Here is a 16,620-nt window from a genome sequence, read left to right as displayed (position 1 = left end):
TCTGCCGGTGGCATTCCCTGCTAAAGCGCTGTCGGCAGTCACAGGAAAGCTGGGGGCCACAGCGACTGCCAGTCCATGCCGCGGGCGATATCCGTCGCTCTCGAACTTCTCCGGCACCGCAAGCCACCCTGGCTGTGCCGACCAACGCGCCTCAGCCTCTGCCCGCTCCAGGATGCTCACCATGCGCTTGCCTTGGGCCCACGCACAACCAGAGCAGGAACCCCAGCAGCGGGACGAAGATGATCACCACCAGCCACGTCCCCTTGTTTTCGGAGCTGGCCGCGCTACGCAACAGGCTCTTGATGGCCCAGAGTTCGATCAGCAAGACGATGACGGCCAACACGATCCAGATGTATTCGATGTGCATGGATTTCCTCCCGGTCTGTACTTGCTTAGGAAGGAACCGCTAGCCGGGGTTCAGTTTGGTTGGTCCGTGGGGTATCCGGCACGTCGTCCATCGAGCGCCAGCAAGCCGGCGAACCTGGGCCGCCTGGCGGGAGGATGAGTGAAGCCGCGATAGCGACGCGGCTTTTTTTCCGGCAACGGGAGTTCAATGCCAGTTGCAGTGGTCTACTACGCGCCGAGCGTTCGGCAAACAGGTATAGTTGCCGGCTTCGCTGCCCAGCGATTCGATTCAGCGCTGGCCGCACGTTCCGGGCCCAGGCCCATCAAGACAGAATGGATAGCGTGTGTTCGCAAGATTCATATTCATTGCCCTGCTGCTGACCCTTTCGGCCTGCAGCTCCAACTCACCCAGCTCCGGGCCTCTGAAGGCCGGGGAGTACCGGGTCAAGCGCGGCGATACCCTGTATTCCATCGCCAGCCGCAACGGCACGAGCTGGAAGGAAGTGGCGCGACTCAACGGCCTGAAGGCGCCCTACACCGTGGAAGTCGGCCAAGTGCTGAAGGTGGGCGGCGGCGCCCCCAGGACGACCCGGGTGGCCAGCAGCAAGACGCGGACCTCCAGCAGCCGGAGCAAAGCCCCGCCGCCCCCGCCGCCGATGCCCAAGGTCACCCTCAAGGGCTGGACCTGGCCGCTGCGCGGCGTGCTGATCGGGCGCTTTTCGCCCACCGGCAAGCTCAACCAGGGCATTCGCATCGCCACCACCCAAGGCCAGCCGATCCACGCCAGCCTCGGCGGCAAGGTCGCGTTCGCCGGCTACATGCGCGGCTACGGCAACCTGATGATCCTCCAGCACGGCCCGTCCTACACCAGCACCTATGCCTACAACAGCAAGCTGGTGGTCAAGGAAGGCCAGATGGTGATCAAGGGCCAGAAGATCGCCGAGGCCGGCTCCCAGGACACCGATCGCGCCCAGCTGTACTTCGAGATTCGCGCCAACGGCGTGCCGGTGGACCCGCTGCGGTTGCTGCCACCGGGCTGATCGTTCAACCCATCGGTTCCGGCCCCCGGCCGTGGCGCTGGCGCCAGTTGCTCTTCGACTTCCCACCCCAGGAGAAATCCCCATGAGTATCAGTAAACGAGCTCAACAGTTCCAGGACCTGCTCCACCAGCGCGGACTCGACCTGACGGTACAAGAACTCCCGGACTCGACCCGCACCGCCGACGACGCGGCCAACGCCCTGGGCTGCGAAAAAGCCCAGATCGTCAAATCCCTGGTGTTTCGGAGCGCGCTCGACACTCCTGTGCTGGTCCTCGCCAGCGGCCCCAACCGGGTCAATGAGCAAGCCATTTCCCGCTTGCTCGGCGACAAGATCACCAAGGCCGACGCCGATTTCGTCAAGCAAGTGACCGGTTTCGCCATCGGGGGTGTGCCACCGCTCGGCCACCGGCAGGAGCTCGAGCTGTTGGTCGATGAAGACCTGCTGAACTTCGATGAAGTCTGGGCCGCCGCTGGCACCCCCAATGCCGTGTTCCGGATTACCGGCCCACTGACCGCCATCCTGCCCAGGCACCAGGTGATCTGCGTCAAGTAGCCGAGCAGCGAGGACACCCGCGATCTGCCCGACGCCTTAGCGTGTCGGGCCACGCCCCGGGAGAGGTTGGCGACTTGCTGATGCGTCGCCCCACGCAGGCCCCCATTCCAGCGACAGGTGCAGAATGCACGCTCCACTCAATTGCGCGCAGCCCCCACTGCCAGCCACTCCCCGGTTGCATCACGCGCCCCGCTCGTTTGCCCCTCTCATCAGGGGCGCGCTATTGGCCCTGGCGACGGTCGCACTCCATGGCTGCGTGGGCGCCTGGGTGGACATGCCTGAGGAACAGGTAACGAAGACAGCAGCCCACCAGCGACTGATCGAAAGCGCCAGGACACCGGTCATCACGCGCACGCAGAAGAATTCGCCCGAACGACAATGGTGTGGCGCCACCCTTCTGGTGGTGATCCTGCCGATCCCGCTCAAGTTGCCGGTGTGCGAGTCCTACAGCAATGCCATCGCCTACGGCAACGACATCAACGGCACTGAGGTTCCCTTGCTGCGCTCGAGCCGCAAGATCAGTTCGGACTTCCATGCCTGCGGCCCCTTCATGTTCCTCGGCCCTCTCATGCACGACTACCAGGGTAACGCGCTCTGCGGAACATTCCGTTGATCGCGCTTGCACCCTCCCGTGGGTCGAAGAGGGTGGCCCCCGGCGCACGCTTCAGGGTCTGGCTCGGCAACTCCCCGAACAAGGCCCGATAGCTGCTGGAGAAACGCCCCAGGTGCCAGAACGACCAGTGCATCGCCACCTCGGCCACCGTGGTATCCGTCGGGCCACGGCTGAGCAATTCGCGATGGGCGCTGTTGAGCCGGCGCAGGCGCAGCCAGTGGCTGGGAGCCATGCCGGTAAAGGCCTTGAAGGCACTCTGCAATTGGCGCAGGGACACCCCGGCGACTTGGGACAGGTCCAGCAGGTTGAGGGTTTCCTCGGGGACATCGGCGGCCCACTGCGCAACCCGCCGCATGATCGCCCGTTCCTCGGCCCGCCGCTGCAAACCGCCGGGGTCCAGGCGTACGCAAGCGTTGTCGAGAATGTACAGGCAGTCATCCAGCAACTGCTGGGCCAGGACCTCGCGGCTGGGTGGATCGAGGGTCTGTGACAGGCGGGTCAGCGTCGCGCTGAGCCAGCGACAGAACAACGGGTTCTGCTGGCAGGTCAAGGGTGCCATGAACAGGCCGTCCAGGCGCTCGACACCCAGGGCCTGGCCCTGGACGAACTCGGGACCGAACACCACCGCCACTTCCTGGTAGTTCTCGGGGGTGATCCAGATATTGCGGCTCTCGCCATTGAGCACGTACAGCGCGTTGTCGCTGCGATCGAAGCAGAACGCCAGGGCCCCTTCGGGGGCATTGAAGTTCTGCTCGACCCGGGTATTCATGCGCTCTTCGTAGATCTGCACGCCCTGCAGGTCCAGGTAGCGCACCAGGCCATTGAAATGCCCGGGGGACATCTGCCGGTACTGCTGGACCCAACCTGGCGTGGCCCGGACCTGGTCGAGCACATCGAAGCTCTTGAACGCCTGGACCTGAAGCGGATTGGACATCGTCATGGGAAGACCTTACGCACTCTTTTGGTGCGTTTTGCGTCTGTTTAAAGTGGATAGATGGAACCACAAGGCTTGCCCAAGATAGTCGCCAATGCGCCGCTGGGGAAGCCTTGCCGGGATACTCCCGCTCACCTGGGCGCAGATGAAAACAATCATCGAGGCCTTTATGAACGCCCCTTTCGATCAGCTTTCCTCATGGCTGAAAGAGCACAAGATCACCGAAGTAGAGTGCGTGGTCAGCGACCTGACCGGGATTGCCCGCGGCAAGATCGCCCCCACCAACAAGTTCCTGCATGAGCGAGGCATGCGCCTGCCGGAAAGTGTCCTGCTGCAAACGGTCACCGGGGATTTCGTCGACGACGACCTGTATTACGAGCTGCTGGACCCGGCGGACATCGACATGCTCTGCCGTCCCGATCCCTCGTCGATCTACCTGGTGCCCTGGGCCCTGGAACCCACCGCCATCGTCATCCACGACACCTTCGACAAGTTCGGCAACCCCATCGAGCTGTCGCCACGCAATGTGCTGAAGAAAGTCCTTCAGCTCTACACCGACAAGGGCTGGAAGCCGATCGTGGCTCCGGAAATGGAGTTCTACCTGACCCAGCGTTGCGAAGACCCGGACCTGCCGCTGCAAGCGCCCCTGGGACGCTCGGGACGTGCCGAGAGCGGCCGGCAGTCGTTCTCCATCGATGCCGCCAACGAATTCGACCCACTGTTCGAGGACGTCTACGACTGGTGCGAAGCCCAGGGCCTGGACCTCGATACGTTGATCCACGAAGACGGCCCGGCGCAGATGGAAATCAACTTCCGCCATGGCGACGCCCTGGACCTGGCGGACCAGATCACCGTGTTCAAGCGCACCCTGCGCGAGGCCGCACTCAAGCACAACGTCACCGCCACCTTCATGGCCAAGCCGATCACCGATGAGCCCGGCAGTGCCATGCACCTGCACCAGAGCGTGGTGGACATCGCCACCGGCAAGCCGGTGTTCACCAACGACGACGGCAGCATGAGCGAGCTGTTCCTGCAGCACATCGGCGGTTTGCAGAAGTACATCCCCAAGGTGCTGCCGATGTTCGCCCCCAACGTCAACTCGTTCCGCCGCTTCCTGCCGGATACCTCGGCCCCGGTGAACGTCGAATGGGGCGTGGAAAACCGCACCGCCGGCCTGCGCGTACCGACCTCCAGCCCGGATGCCACGCGGGTGGAGAACCGCTTGCCCGGCGCCGATGCCAACCCCTACCTGGCGATCGCCGCGAGCCTGCTGTGCGGTTACCTGGGCATGGTCGAGGGCATCGCCCCCAGCGCCGCGGTGGAAGGCCGCGCCTATGAACGGCGCAACCTGCGCCTGCCGATCACCCTCGAGGACGCCCTGGCGCACATGGAGGAATGCCCGGTCATCGAGCAGTACCTGGGGCGCAAGTTCGTGCGTGGCTATGTCGCGGTCAAGCGCGCCGAGAACGAGAACTTCAAGCGGGTGATCAGCTCCTGGGAACGTGAGTTCCTGCTGCTCAGCGTCTGACCCGGGCGATTTTTCGCACAACAAAAACATCCCACAGAGGTGTCGAACATGCGTCTATTCAAAGCAGTGATCCCGGTCGCCCTGGCGACCTTGTGCAGCACCGCCGCCCAGGCCGAGCCCAGTGTCAGCGTGTACAACTGGAGCGACTACATAGGCAAGACGACCCTGGCCGACTTCCAGGCCCAGACCGGGATCAAGGTGATCTACGACGTGTTCGACTCCAACGAAACCCTGGAAGGCAAGCTGTTGGCCGGGCGTACCGGCTACGACGTGGTGGTGCCCTCCAACCACTTCCTCACCCGCCAAGTGAAAGCCGGGGCCTTCCTCAAGCTGGACCGGGCGCAGCTGCCCAACTGGAAGAACCTGGATCCGAAGCTGATGACCCTGTTGCAGCAGAACGATCCCGGCAACCAGTACTCGGTGCCCTACCTGTGGGGCACCAATGGCATCGGCTACAACGTCGATAAGGTCAAGCAGGTGCTGGGCATCGACCGCATCGACTCCTGGGCGGTGCTGTTCGAGCCGCAGAACCTGAAGAAGCTGGCGCAATGCGGGGTCTCGCTGATGGATTCGCCCGATGAGGTCATGCCGGCGATGCTCAACTACCTGGGCCTGGACCCCAACAGCCAATCGGCGGCCGACTACCAAAAGGCCGAGGCCAAGCTGCTGAGCCTGCGCCCCTACATCACCTACTTCCACTCCTCCAAGTACGTCTCGGACCTGGCCAACGGCAATATCTGCGTGGCGTTCGCCTACTCCGGCGATGCCTTCCAGGCCGCCAACCGGGCCAAGGAAGCCCAGAATGGAGTGAACATCGCCTATGCCATTCCCAAGGAAGGCAGCAACCTGTGGTTCGACCTGATGGCCATCCCCGCGGACGCCACCAATACCAAGCAGGCCCATGCCTTCATCAACTACCTGCTGGACCCGCAAGTGATCGCCAAGGTCAGTGCCCAGGTCGGCTACGCCAACCCCACCCCGGCCTCCCAGCAGTACATGGACGCCCAATTGCTGAACGATCCCGAGGTCTATCCACCCAAGGAGGTGCTGGACAAGCTGTACATCGCCAGTACTCCTTCCCCGGCGATCATGCGCGTCATGACTCGTTCGTGGAGCAAAGTGAAGTCCAACAAATGAACCAGCCACTGTCCCTGGGCGGCGCCAACGGGCACGCCCCCTCCTACTACGCCGCCTCGGTCGGCGCCCTGCCCGGCTACCCGTCCCTGGAAGGCGACCTGCACGCCGATGTCTGCGTGGTCGGCGGCGGCTTCACCGGGGTCAATACCGCTATCGAGCTGGCCGAGCGCGGGCTGTCGGTGATCCTCCTGGAGGCCCGGCGCATCGGCTGGGGCGCCAGCGGGCGCAACGGCGGACAACTGATCCGTGGCATCGGCCATGAGATCGGCGGCTTTGCCCGTTACGTCGGCCAGGAAGGACTCAAATACCTGGAGCGTGCCGGCATCGACTCGGTGGAACTGGTGGGCCGGCGCATCGCCGAACACGGCATCGACTGCGACCTGCGCTGGGGCTTCTGCGAGCTGGCCAACACCCAGGCCCAGTACGCCGCGTTCCAGGCTGAGCAAGACCACCTGGTGAGCCTGGGCTACCGTCACCCGACTCGCGTGGTGGCCGCGCAAGACATGCAACAAGTAGTGGCTTCCCGGGTCTATGCCGGCGGGCTGGTGGACATGGGCTCCGGGCACCTGCACCCACTCAAGCTGGTGGTCGGCGAAGCCCGATTGGCCAGCAGCCTGGGGGTGCGGATCTTCGAGCACAGCCCGGTGCTGGAGCTGCGCCACGGCGATAGCGTGACGCTGCGCTGCGCCGCGGGCACGGTGCGCGCCGGAAGCCTGGTGCTGGCATGCAACGCTCATCTGGAGGACCTGGAGCCGCGCCTGAGCGGCAAGGTCTTGCCCGCGGGTAGCTACATCATCGCCAGCCAGCCGCTGCCCGAGGCCCTGGCCCGGCAACTGATCCCGGACAACCTGGCGCTGTGCGACCAGAAGGTCGGCCTCGACTACTACCGCCTCACTGCCGATCGCCGCCTGCTGTTCGGCGGCGCTTGCCATTATTCCGGTCGCGATCCAGCGGATATCGCCGGCTACATGCGGCCGAAGATGCTCAAGGTGTTCCCGCAACTGGCGGACATCGGTATCGACTTCCAATGGGGCGGGAAGATAGGCATCACCGCCAACCGCTTTCCCCAGGTCGGGCGGCTGCGCCAGTATCCCAATGTGTACTACGCCCAGGGTTATTCGGGCCATGGGCTGAACGTCACCCACTGGACGGCGCGCCTGCTGGCCGAGGCGATCCACGCCGGGCACAGCCAGGGCCTGGATGTGTTCAGCGCCGTGCCGCACATGACCTTCCCCGGTGGGCCGGCTCTGCGTGCCCCCTTGCTGGCCCTGGGCATGTTCTGGCATCGGATGCGCGAGGTGCTGGGCTGATAATCCAGGCGCCTCAGGCAAAACGTCGCTGCAGGAAGTCCAGCAGCAAGCGGTTGACCTGTTCGGGACATTCGCTTTGCAGCCAGTGCCCGCAGTCTTGCAGCAGGTGCTGCTCGAGGTCGGCGACCCGGTCTGGCATGCGCTTGAGGGTATGGGCTTCCAGGACCCCGACCGGGTCGCTGTCGCCCAGCAGGAACAAGGTGGGCTGGAGGACCCGGGCTTGCGCGAGGAACTCGCTGCGCTGCCAGTTGCGCTCGAAGTTGCGGTACCAGTTCAACGCCCCACGGAAACCGCGGCCGGCGAAGGTTTGCCGATAAACCTGGAAATCCTCTTCGGAGCACCAGGCGGGCAAGCGCTCGGGAATAGTCACACCGTCGAACAAGCGGGCTTCGGCCGGCTTGGGTTGCAGCAACGCTTCGATGTTGCCCATGAACAGGCGCAGGCTGGCATCGATGTCGGCATCCAGCTCAGCTTCGGCCAGCCCCGGTTCCTGGAAATACAGGATGTAGTTGAAATGCCCACCGTGCACCTGGCGCATGATGTCCGTGGCCGGACGCTTGGGCCTTCCGGCAAAAGGCACCGACATCGTCACCAGCGCCGCCACCCGCTGTGGTTCCAGCAGTGCCAGGTGCCAGGCCACCGGAGCGCCCCAATCGTGGCCGACCATGCACACCCGGTCATGGCCGAAGGCATCCATGGCCTGCTGGATGTCGGCGCACAGGGTCAGCAGGTCATAGTCTGCTATCGCCTGGGGAGCCGAGCTGCGACCGTAGCCACGCATCTCCGGGACGAAGACCTGGAACCCGGCCGCCGCCAAAGCCGGCACCTGGTGCCGCCAGGAATGCCAGCACTCGGGAAAGCCATGGAGCAGCCAAACGGGCCGGCCTTGCTCGGGGCCGGCGACCCGGACGCTGAGTTCGATGCCGTTGACGGCCAGAATGTGCTGTTGGAAGGAAGTCATGGCGAGGGCTCCTGGCAAGTGCCAGGAAAACCTAGCAGATGTCCTGCCAGGCATTGAGCATCATCGATCAGCCGAATGATGCGGGTAGCGGATCTGTGCGGCGAGGCGAATGGCCGGGGGCTGCCGCAGCGTGTAGCCGCGGGTACCAGCCGCGCATGGCCGCGCAGCGGGCATCGGCTCAGGTGGATCCGCGAGCTGCGGCTACAGGTGCCCGGCCAATGACTGGCTTTGCTGGCGAATCAATCGCTGGGTCGCCAGGACCTTTTCCAGGGCCTGCTCGGAATCCGGGTCCTGCATCGGCGCGCGGATCGCCGCCGATACCAAGCTGATCAGCTTGGCCATGACCTCGGCATCGGTGGCCGGGCGCCCCAGGCTCATGGCCTGCATCAGCAAGCGCAGTTCGGTACCGGCCATTACCCCGGAAATCGCCTTGAGGGCGAACTGCAAGCGTACCCCCAGCTCGTTGCGCGGCAGGTCCGGCAAGGCCAGGGCGAACGCCTTGAAAAAGCGCTCGAACACCGGCTGGTAGTGTTCCTTGAGGTATTCCTGGATGAAAGGCGAGGTATCGCTGTACACCCGGCCAAGGAAGCGAATGAACGAACGCCCCTCCACCCCGCCGCTTTCATCACTGCGCTCCATGCCCATGGCCGGGGCGAACAGCACCCCCAGCAGGGTTTCGCAGTCCAGGGGGCCGTCGGACTGCTCCTCGCACTTGGCCAGGAGTTCCAGGCGCTGGTCGTTGAGTGGGCCCAGGCGCTGCATGAGCAGGGCCTTCATCAGCGAGTCCTTGTCGCCGAAGTGATAGTTCACCGCCGCCAGGTTGACCTTGGCCCGTTCGGTGATCTGGCGCAGCAGCACGGCGTCGTAGCCGTACTTGATGAACAATGCCTCGGTCGCTTCCAGCAGTCGGGTCTTGGTGACATTGGGGGCACTGAGTTTCTTGGCGACCATGGAGGGCTAACCTTTGCTGGATGAAAAACTGACCGTTCGAACAGTGTTTTAAAAAAAAATTTGATTTTTTATACCCGCCAGCCTCCCTAAAAGCAAGCGCCCCAGGGACTCCCACAGCGCCCATAGGCCTTTTTGTGACCAGCGGGTTCCTGCCCCGAACCTGTCAAAAAAAGCGCTCGATTACCCGCCCTAGACGGCTGGCGCATGGGAATGAACGCAGTTACTATTCAAACAAGTTTTTTAAAATAATAAATAAAACCAGAGCTTGGCGCTGCTCCAAAAAACTGCCCCGAAGACTTCCCAGGTGTGGTTTTTTCCAGACAGGCCGTCGAGCCAGCCGGCGCAGTAAGCAATGACAGAGACGATAATCGAACAAGGTTTGATCTCCCTGCAGGGCATAGGCAAGAGCTATCGGCTGGCAGAACAACCTCTGCATATCCTCAAGAATGTTTCCCTGTCCATCGATGCCGGCGAAAGCTGCGCCATCCTCGGCGCCTCGGGCTCCGGCAAGAGCACCCTGCTGAATATCCTCGGCCTGCTGGACCTGCCCGACAGCGGCGACTACCGCTTCGCTGGCCACGATATCTTCCGCGCCAGCCCCGATCAGTTGGCGGCGATCCGCAACCGCCAGATCGGCTTCGTGTTCCAGAGCTTCAACCTGCTGCCGCGCCTCAGCGCCCTGGACAATGTGGCCCTGCCCCTGAGCTACCGCGGCGTAGCCCGGCGCGAATCCCTGGAGCGGGCCATGCACATGCTCGACCAGGTCGGGCTCGGCCAGCGTGCCGATCACCGCCCGGCGGACCTGTCCGGCGGCCAGCGGCAACGGGTGGCCATCGCCCGGGCGCTGGTGGGCGAACCCTCGGTAATCCTGGCCGACGAGCCCACCGGTAACCTCGACAGCCACACGGCCCGGGACATCATGGACCTGTTGCTGTCGCTGAACCGCGAGCGCCAGGTGACCCTGATCATCGTCACCCACGACCCGGGCATCGCCCAGCGCCTGGAACGGCAGATCCGGGTCAACAACGGCGTGGTGCAAGAGGTCTGCCCGGCATGAGCCTGATGCTCGAGCAAAGCGCCAGCCAGCTGCTGCACGAAGCCTTCGTCAGCCTGCGGACCCTGGGCAAGCGCTCGATCCTGGCTTTGCTGGGCATCGTCATCGGCAGCTCCTCGGTGGTGGCCCTGATCAACATCGGCCATAACGCGGCAGAGGACGCCGCGGCGATCTTCAAGGACATGGGCACCGATACCCTGGTGGCACGCTTTCCCGGCAATGGCGACACACGCACGCCGATGCCGGAGGTTCTCGATGCCCAAGCCCTGAAGCAGGCAGTTCCCAGCCTGCTCGAAGTCGCCCCCATAGCCCTGCTCAGCGGACCGGTGGTGTTCAATGGCCGCACCGCCAATGCAAGCCTGGTCGGAGCCACCACCGGGTTGGCTGCAGCCATGCGCCTGCACCTGCGCGAAGGGCGCTTCCTGTCAGATTTCGATCAGGGCGAGACCTATGCGGTGGTAGGCCACCAGATCGCCCAGATCCTGGGCCCCCCGGGACAGCCGCTGAGGCCGGGTGACCGGATACGAATCAACGACTACTTGTTCCTGGTCATCGGCATTCTCCAGAGCCAGCCCAACGCAGTACTGGTGCCGGTCCAGGCCAACGACTCGGTGTTCCTCCCCCTGTCCGGCATGCGACGCATCTTCGCTTCGCCGCAGATCAGCAACGTGGTGACCCGCGCCGCACCAGGCCAGGACATGGAGCAAGTGGCGGCGGCCATGGCCCAGGCATTGAAGACCATATTGCGCGGTAGAGACGTGGAGGTGCAGGTGCCGCAACAGATCATCGATGGCATGACCCGACAAAGCCGGACCTTCGGTTACCTGCTGATGGCCCTGGGTGGCATTTCCCTGGTGGGAGGCGGCGTCGGGGTGATGAACGTGATGCTGATGAATGTCTCCGAGCGGCGCCGGGAGATCGGTATCCGCATGGCACTGGGCGCACGCCAGCGAGACATCCGTAACCTGTTCCTGTTGGAAGCCGTGACCCTGACCGCAGTCGGTGCGCTGTCCGGGGCGGTGCTCGGGGTCACATCGGCGTTCATCTACGCCAAGATGTCCGGCTGGCATTTTTCCCTGGCTGCCGCCTCGCTACCGCTGGGTATTGGCAGCACCCTGCTGGTGGGCCTGTTCTTCGGCCTGTATCCGGCGGTCTCGGCCTCCAAGCTGCAACCGGTGGAGGCGCTGCGCGATGAATGATTGGCGTCTCTGGACCCTGGCCTACCTGTGCCTGTGCCTGACGAGTCCCTGGGGCCAGGCCAGGGAGCTGGTCGCGCCACCTTCGGTGCCCACCATGCGCGGCAGTTACGAACGCAGCGCACTGCTCAGCCAGCAACTGACCGACCTGACCCTGGGAGATGCCGTCTACCTGGGATTGCGTAACAACCGCAGCATCCGCAGTACCTATCTGCAACGTGTGGCACAGAAGTTCGACTTGCGGGTAGCCGAGGACACCTTCAACCCCAAGCTGCTGATCACCGGCTCCTACCGTAGTTCCAGGAGCACCAGCGACGCGGAACAAAGGGCCAGGGTGACCCCCACCACCAGCCTGCTCAGCGAATATGGCACCAGGCTGAGCATGGCCTGGACCCAGGACCTGAGCAGGGCCGACAATGCGGGGCGCTATCGCAGCGACGGCCTGGACCTATCGATAATCCAGCCGCTGCTGCGGGGCGCCGGATGGGACGTGACCACCGCCCCGTTGCGACTGGCACGGCTCACCGAGCAAGGCAACCGCCTGAACCTCAAGGCAACGGTCGCCCAGACCATCAGCACGATCATCACCACCTACCGGGAGCTGCTGCGTTCCCAGGAACAACTGGCGATTGCCCAGGATGCCCTGAAACGTGCGACCACCCTGCTGGAAGTCAACCGGGCACTGATCACGGCCGGGCGCATGGCCGAATTCGAGATCGTGCAGACCGAAGCCGATATCGCCAGCCAGGAGCTGGGAGTCGAGGAAGCACGCAACCAGGTGGATCTCAACCGCCTGGCCTTGCTGCGCCTGCTGGCGCTGGACCTGTCATCGCGGATTCGCGCCAGCGAAGCCTTGCAGGCATCGAAGATCAGCATCGACCAACGTGAAGCCTTGCGCCTGGCCCAGGCTCAGCAACCCGAATACCTTGCCACCCTGTTGGGCAGCCAGCAGGCCGAATTGGGTCTGGTGATGGCCAAGGACCAGGCACGCTGGGATGTCAACCTGGTCGCGGGAGCCAACCAGACTCGCAACCGGTTCGACACCGACACTCGCAATGGCTCGGAACGCAATTGGAATGGCTACACCGGTGTCGAGATCAGTATTCCCATCGGCGACCTGAGTACCCGCCAGGCCGAAGTCCGGGCACAGGTCAATGTGGAGAACCAGGAGATCCTCCTGGCCGATGCGCGCCAGGTACTCGAGCGCGACGTCAACAACGTGGTGCGCGACCTGGGCACCCGCTGGCGCCAATACGAGATTGCCCAGCGAGCCAGTGAGCTGTCGAAACGCAAGCTGGAAATCGAACGGGACAAGCTCAGCGCCGGTCGTTCCAGCAACTTCCAGGTACTGAGCTTCGAGAGCGACCTGCGCAATGCCGAGAATGCCCGGTTAAACGCACTGATCGCCTACCTCAATGCCCAGACGCAACTTGACCTCACCTTGGGCATGACTTTGGAAAGCTGGGAGATTGCGCTCAATGACTTCTGACAAGCCACAGGCTGGCAAGCGTCGTCGCCACGCCCTACAGGCGCTCGCGCTGGCCGTGGGCATCGCCATCGGCGCAGCGATCCTGATCGATTACCGATCACCGGCAGCCGACCAAACTGGCACTGGCCGCTGGATCGCGATCCAAGGTGCCCAGCTCACCCACCAGATCGGCCTGGTGGGCAAGATCGAGCCGCAGAAGACCATCGTCCTGACGGCGCCTTTCGAAGGGAATGTGCAAGCGAACCTGGTAGAACAGGGCCAGCGCGTGGAGGCTGGGCAGGTGCTGTTGCAGATGGACCCGACGCTGGTGGAAATCCAGCTGCGTGACGCGCTTGCCGTACAGCTCAAGGCTCGTCGTACGGTCCAGGAACTGCGAGACTGGAACAACGGCAGCACGGTCGCCCGGGCACGACGAACCCTGCGTAATTCGCAGATGTCCCTGGCCAATAGCGAGCGCAAGCTGCGTGAAAACCAGGACCTGTTCAAGCGCGGCATCATCCCGCGCAATGAACTGAACGACCAGGAACAACAGGCACAGATTCAGCGCATGGACCTGGCGGCCGCCCAGGGTGAGTTGCAGCAGGCGCTCAATCAGGGATCGGGTGAATACCGGCAGATTGCCGAGATGGAGTTGACCAATGCCACGGTCAAGTATGAAAGCCTGCGCAAGCTCCTGGAGGCCAAGGAAGTGGTCGCGCCCTTCGCCGGAATAGTCGTTCCACCTCCCGGCGGCAGCTCAGGCAGCACTCCGGTAACCACCAGCACAGGACCGGTACAGGCTGGCGCGCACCTGGGCCAGGGCCAGGTATTGTTCGGCCTGGCCAACATCGAACAGCTGAAGATCGTCAGCAAGGTTTCGGAACTGGATATCAACCAGCTGCACCAGGGCCAGCGCGTGGAGATCCTCGGCGATGGCTTCGATGGTGAACGCCTGGAAGGCGTGGTGGATATCGTCAGCAGCCTGGCCATCCCCAACGATTCGCCCGGGTCCAGCGCTCAGTTCCCGGTGACCCTGTCGATTCCCAAGCTGGCCCCGGAGCAACTGCAACGGGTGCGCCTGGGCATGAGTGCCCGGCTGACCATCATCACCTACAGCAACGACCAGGCGATCGTGGTGCCCCCCGCGGCGATCCAGCGCAGCGCCGAAGGCATGAGCGTGGAGTACCGCCCCGCAGCCGACCAGCCGGCCCGGCGAGTGCCCGTGACCACAGGCCAATCCACAGCCGAGGGCGTGGAAGTGTTCGGCCTGCAAGCCGGCCAGGTACGCCTGCCCGAGGGCCAATGAACACCCAGGAATGACATGGCTTGCCAGCCTTGTGGAAACAGCGGGCATAAAAAACGCCCCGCAGGGCAATGCCGATCGGTTAAGGCAATCAGGCGCGAAGCTTGCCCGCGATGGCGTTCAGGGCGCTGCGTTTATCCAGCCAATACGCGCTACCGCTAACGACCATCGCGAGCAAGCTTCGCTCCTACAGGGGAACACATGCCCCCCGCGGGATGTCCGTTGCGCTCAGGTTCAGCGCAGGGCCCGGCGCAGGACCTTGCCGACGGTGGTCTTGGGTAGCTCTTCGGTGCGGAACTCGACGTAACGCGGCACCTTGTAGCCAGTGAGGTACTCGCGGCAATGGGCGAGCAATTGCTCCTGGGTCAGGTTCGGGTCCTTGCGTACCACGAAGATCTTCACCTTCTCCCCTGTCACGCCATCCTCGACGCCAATGGCCGCCACCTCCGCCACGCCAGGATGCAGGGCCACCACATCCTCGATCTCGTTGGGGTAGACGTTGAAGCCGGACACCAGGATCATGTCCTTCTTGCGGTCCACCAAGCGGATGAAGCCCCGTTCGTTCATCACCCCGATATCGCCTGTGGAGAGCCAGCCGTGGCGATCCAGGACCTTGGCGGTTTCCTCCGGCCGCTGCCAGTAGCCCTTCATCACCTGCGGGCCACGCACCTGCAACTCGCCCTCCTCGCCGATCTTCGCCAGTTGGCCGTCCTCGCGCAGAAAGCGCACCCAGGTGGAGGGCAACGGCACCCCGATGGTGCCGCTGAAGTCGCTTTCACGCATGCGGGAAATGTCGATCGGGCTGATGCTCACCACCGGCGAGCATTCGGTCAGGCCATAACCTTCGACGATCGGCACCCCGGTGACTTCCTTCCAGCGCTGGGCCACGGCGGTGTGAGTAGCCATGCCACCGGCGATCGTCAGCTTCAAGTCGGAGAAGTCGCGCCCACGGAACTCCTCGTTCTCCAGCAGGCCATTGAACAGGGTGTTGACCCCGACGATGCCGCTGAACTTCTCCTTGCGCAGGATCATCTGCACCCGCTTCACGTCACGGGGGTTGGCGATCAGGATGTTGCGCCCGCCCAGGCACATGAACATCAGGCAGTTCACCGTCAGCGACAGCACGTGGTACAGCGGCAGCAGGGTGACGTTGGTTTCCTGCTGGTTCTCGTCCAGCTGGTCACCGACCCAGGCCTTGGCCTGCATCAGGTTGGCCAGGATGTTGCGGTGGGTGAGCATGGCGCCCTTGGCATCGCCCGTGGTGCCGCCGGTGTACTGCAAGAAGGCGATGTCGTCCTGCGCAAGCTCCACCGGCCGGTACTCCAGCACGGCCGCCAGCTTCATCATCGCCGGGAAGCGAATGGAACCTGGCAGGTTGAACTTGGGAACCTGCTTCTGCACATGGCGCAGGATGAAATTCAGCGCCGCACCCTTGAAGGTGCCCACCAGGTCGCCGATGGAGGCCACCACGATGTTCTTCAGCTTGCTCCCGGGCATGGCCTGTTCCAGGGTATGGGCGAAGTTCTCGAAGATCACCACCGTCTCGGCGCCGCTGTCCTTGAGTAGGTGGCGCAGCTCATGGGCGGTGTACAGCGGGTTGACGTTGACCACCATGGCGCCGACCAGCAGCGTCCCGAACAGGCAGATCGGATATTGCAGGCAGTTGGGCATCATCAAGGCCACCCGGTCGCCCTTCTTCACGCCCTTGGACTGCAGCCAGGCGGCGAAAGCGAACACGCGCTTTTCCCACAGGTCATAGCCCATCTCGGTGCCGATGCTGACATAGGCCACCCGTTGTCGATACTTGTCCACGTGTTCGAGAAACACCTCGCGCAACGACGGGTAACGGTCGATGTCGGCTTCGATATCGCTGGGTACACCCGACATGTAAGCGTTGAGCCAGATACGCTCGGCAGGTTGCAGGCTTGCGACGCTCATGGGCAGTCTCCTTGTTATTTTATTTTTCGACGATGGCGGTTACACCCAACCCGCCTGCCGCACAGACGGAAATCAGTCCGCGGCCTCCACCGCGCTCGTGGATGGCCTTGGCCAGGGCTGCCAGCAGGCGCCCGCCGGTGGCGGCAAAAGGATGCCCGCACCCCAGGGAGCCGCCGTTGACGTTGAGTTTGGCCCGGTCGATGCTGCCCAGCGGCCCTTCGAGCCCGAGCTTGTCCCGGCAGTAGTCGGCATCCTCCCAGGCCTTGAGGGTGCACAGCACCTGGGCGGC

Annotated in this window: 15 protein-coding genes and 1 pseudogene; 10 read left to right on the top strand and 6 right to left on the bottom strand. The window is 63.7% G+C overall.

The annotated features are described in order from the left end of the window. Positions 1 to 151 precede the first annotated feature (151 nt). Positions 152 to 367: a PLD nuclease N-terminal domain-containing protein gene (locus tag H7A76_RS27045; RefSeq protein ID WP_185701348.1), complete on the bottom strand. Its 216-nt coding sequence runs from the start codon at positions 365 to 367 to the stop codon at positions 152 to 154. A 322-nt stretch (positions 368 to 689) separates the two neighbouring features. Here H7A76_RS27045 and H7A76_RS27040 point away from each other — a divergent pair, with 322 nt between their 5' ends. The 3 genes from H7A76_RS27040 (at position 690) to H7A76_RS27030 (ending at position 2,551) form a co-directional block, all read left to right on the top strand. Beyond that, entirely contained in the window at positions 690 to 1,385 is a 696-nt protein-coding gene (locus tag H7A76_RS27040; RefSeq protein WP_185701347.1) for a peptidoglycan DD-metalloendopeptidase family protein, read from the top strand. An 82-nt stretch (positions 1,386 to 1,467) separates the two neighbouring features. Then, positions 1,468 to 1,938: a YbaK/EbsC family protein gene (locus H7A76_RS27035; protein WP_185701346.1), complete on the top strand. Its 471-nt coding sequence runs from the start codon at positions 1,468 to 1,470 to the stop codon at positions 1,936 to 1,938. A 223-nt stretch (positions 1,939 to 2,161) separates the two neighbouring features. Then, positions 2,162 to 2,551, top strand: a complete 390-nt coding sequence (locus H7A76_RS27030; protein WP_260498092.1) for a hypothetical protein — start codon at positions 2,162 to 2,164, stop codon at positions 2,549 to 2,551. On the opposite strand, the gene H7A76_RS27025 is transcribed toward H7A76_RS27030, so the two are convergent. After that, on the bottom strand, positions 2,505 to 3,491 hold the full coding sequence (locus tag H7A76_RS27025; protein ID WP_185701345.1) for a helix-turn-helix domain-containing protein: 987 nt from the start codon (positions 3,489 to 3,491) through the stop codon (positions 2,505 to 2,507). The two genes, H7A76_RS27030 and H7A76_RS27025, sit on opposite strands and share 47 nt — an antisense overlap. Before the next feature lie 163 nt (positions 3,492 to 3,654). Here H7A76_RS27025 and H7A76_RS27020 point away from each other — a divergent pair, with 163 nt between their 5' ends. From H7A76_RS27020 to H7A76_RS27010, 3 genes are read left to right on the top strand one after another with little or no spacing between them, the layout of a single operon-like run. Beyond that, the gene (locus H7A76_RS27020; protein ID WP_185701344.1) at positions 3,655 to 5,013 is read left to right on the top strand and encodes a glutamine synthetase family protein; all 1,359 of its coding nucleotides are present in this window, start codon (positions 3,655 to 3,657) and stop codon (positions 5,011 to 5,013) included. 48 nt (positions 5,014 to 5,061) lie between these two features. Beyond that, positions 5,062 to 6,150 carry a polyamine ABC transporter substrate-binding protein gene (locus H7A76_RS27015; RefSeq protein WP_185701343.1) on the top strand — a complete coding sequence of 363 codons (1,089 nt, stop codon included), beginning with the start codon at positions 5,062 to 5,064 and terminating at the stop codon, positions 6,148 to 6,150. Beyond that, positions 6,147 to 7,460 carry an FAD-binding oxidoreductase gene (locus tag H7A76_RS27010; protein ID WP_185701342.1) on the top strand — a complete coding sequence of 438 codons (1,314 nt, stop codon included), beginning with the start codon at positions 6,147 to 6,149 and terminating at the stop codon, positions 7,458 to 7,460. The genes H7A76_RS27015 and H7A76_RS27010 overlap by 4 nt, the downstream gene beginning before the upstream one ends. Before the next feature lie 13 nt (positions 7,461 to 7,473). On the opposite strand, the gene H7A76_RS27005 is transcribed toward H7A76_RS27010, so the two are convergent. Together H7A76_RS27005 and H7A76_RS27000 are read right to left on the bottom strand one after the other, a co-directional pair. Next, positions 7,474 to 8,421 carry an alpha/beta fold hydrolase gene (locus H7A76_RS27005; protein ID WP_185701341.1) on the bottom strand — a complete coding sequence of 316 codons (948 nt, stop codon included), beginning with the start codon at positions 8,419 to 8,421 and terminating at the stop codon, positions 7,474 to 7,476. 201 nt (positions 8,422 to 8,622) lie between these two features. Further along, on the bottom strand, positions 8,623 to 9,372 hold the full coding sequence (locus tag H7A76_RS27000; RefSeq protein WP_185701340.1) for a TetR/AcrR family transcriptional regulator: 750 nt from the start codon (positions 9,370 to 9,372) through the stop codon (positions 8,623 to 8,625). Positions 9,373 to 9,751: 379 nt separating this feature from the next. On the opposite strand from H7A76_RS27000, the gene H7A76_RS26995 reads away from it, so the two are divergent. Genes H7A76_RS26995 through H7A76_RS26980 form a run of 4 tightly spaced genes read left to right on the top strand, consistent with a single transcriptional unit; the run spans position 9,752 to position 14,396 of the window. Continuing rightward, positions 9,752 to 10,429 (top strand): ABC transporter ATP-binding protein, encoded by a 678-nt coding sequence (locus tag H7A76_RS26995; RefSeq protein ID WP_185701423.1) that lies wholly within the window; start codon positions 9,752 to 9,754, stop codon positions 10,427 to 10,429. Continuing rightward, positions 10,426 to 11,625: an ABC transporter permease gene (locus H7A76_RS26990; RefSeq protein WP_185701339.1), complete on the top strand. Its 1,200-nt coding sequence runs from the start codon at positions 10,426 to 10,428 to the stop codon at positions 11,623 to 11,625. The genes H7A76_RS26995 and H7A76_RS26990 overlap by 4 nt, the downstream gene beginning before the upstream one ends. Then, positions 11,618 to 13,111 (top strand): TolC family protein, encoded by a 1,494-nt coding sequence (locus H7A76_RS26985; RefSeq protein WP_185701338.1) that lies wholly within the window; start codon positions 11,618 to 11,620, stop codon positions 13,109 to 13,111. Before H7A76_RS26990 ends, H7A76_RS26985 begins: the two co-directional genes overlap by 8 nt. Further along, complete coding sequence (locus H7A76_RS26980) at positions 13,101 to 14,396, top strand: efflux RND transporter periplasmic adaptor subunit (protein WP_185701337.1); 1,296 nt, start codon at positions 13,101 to 13,103, stop codon at positions 14,394 to 14,396. The genes H7A76_RS26985 and H7A76_RS26980 overlap by 11 nt, the downstream gene beginning before the upstream one ends. Positions 14,397 to 14,627: 231 nt before the next feature. On the opposite strand, the gene H7A76_RS26975 is transcribed toward H7A76_RS26980, so the two are convergent. Both H7A76_RS26975 and H7A76_RS26970 read right to left on the bottom strand, forming a co-directional pair. Next, positions 14,628 to 16,331: an AMP-binding protein gene (locus H7A76_RS26975; protein WP_185701336.1), complete on the bottom strand. Its 1,704-nt coding sequence runs from the start codon at positions 16,329 to 16,331 to the stop codon at positions 14,628 to 14,630. A 19-nt stretch (positions 16,332 to 16,350) separates the two neighbouring features. Then, a pseudogene (locus H7A76_RS26970) lies at positions 16,351 to 16,620 on the bottom strand (acetyl-CoA C-acyltransferase); the annotation flags it as partial.

It is taken from the genome of Pseudomonas sp. MSSRFD41 (genome assembly GCF_014230245.1).
Taxonomy (GTDB): domain Bacteria; phylum Pseudomonadota; class Gammaproteobacteria; order Pseudomonadales; family Pseudomonadaceae; genus Aquipseudomonas; species Aquipseudomonas piscis.
Note: the sequence above shows the minus strand (reverse complement) of the source record. Positions and strands in the feature narration are given on the sequence as shown.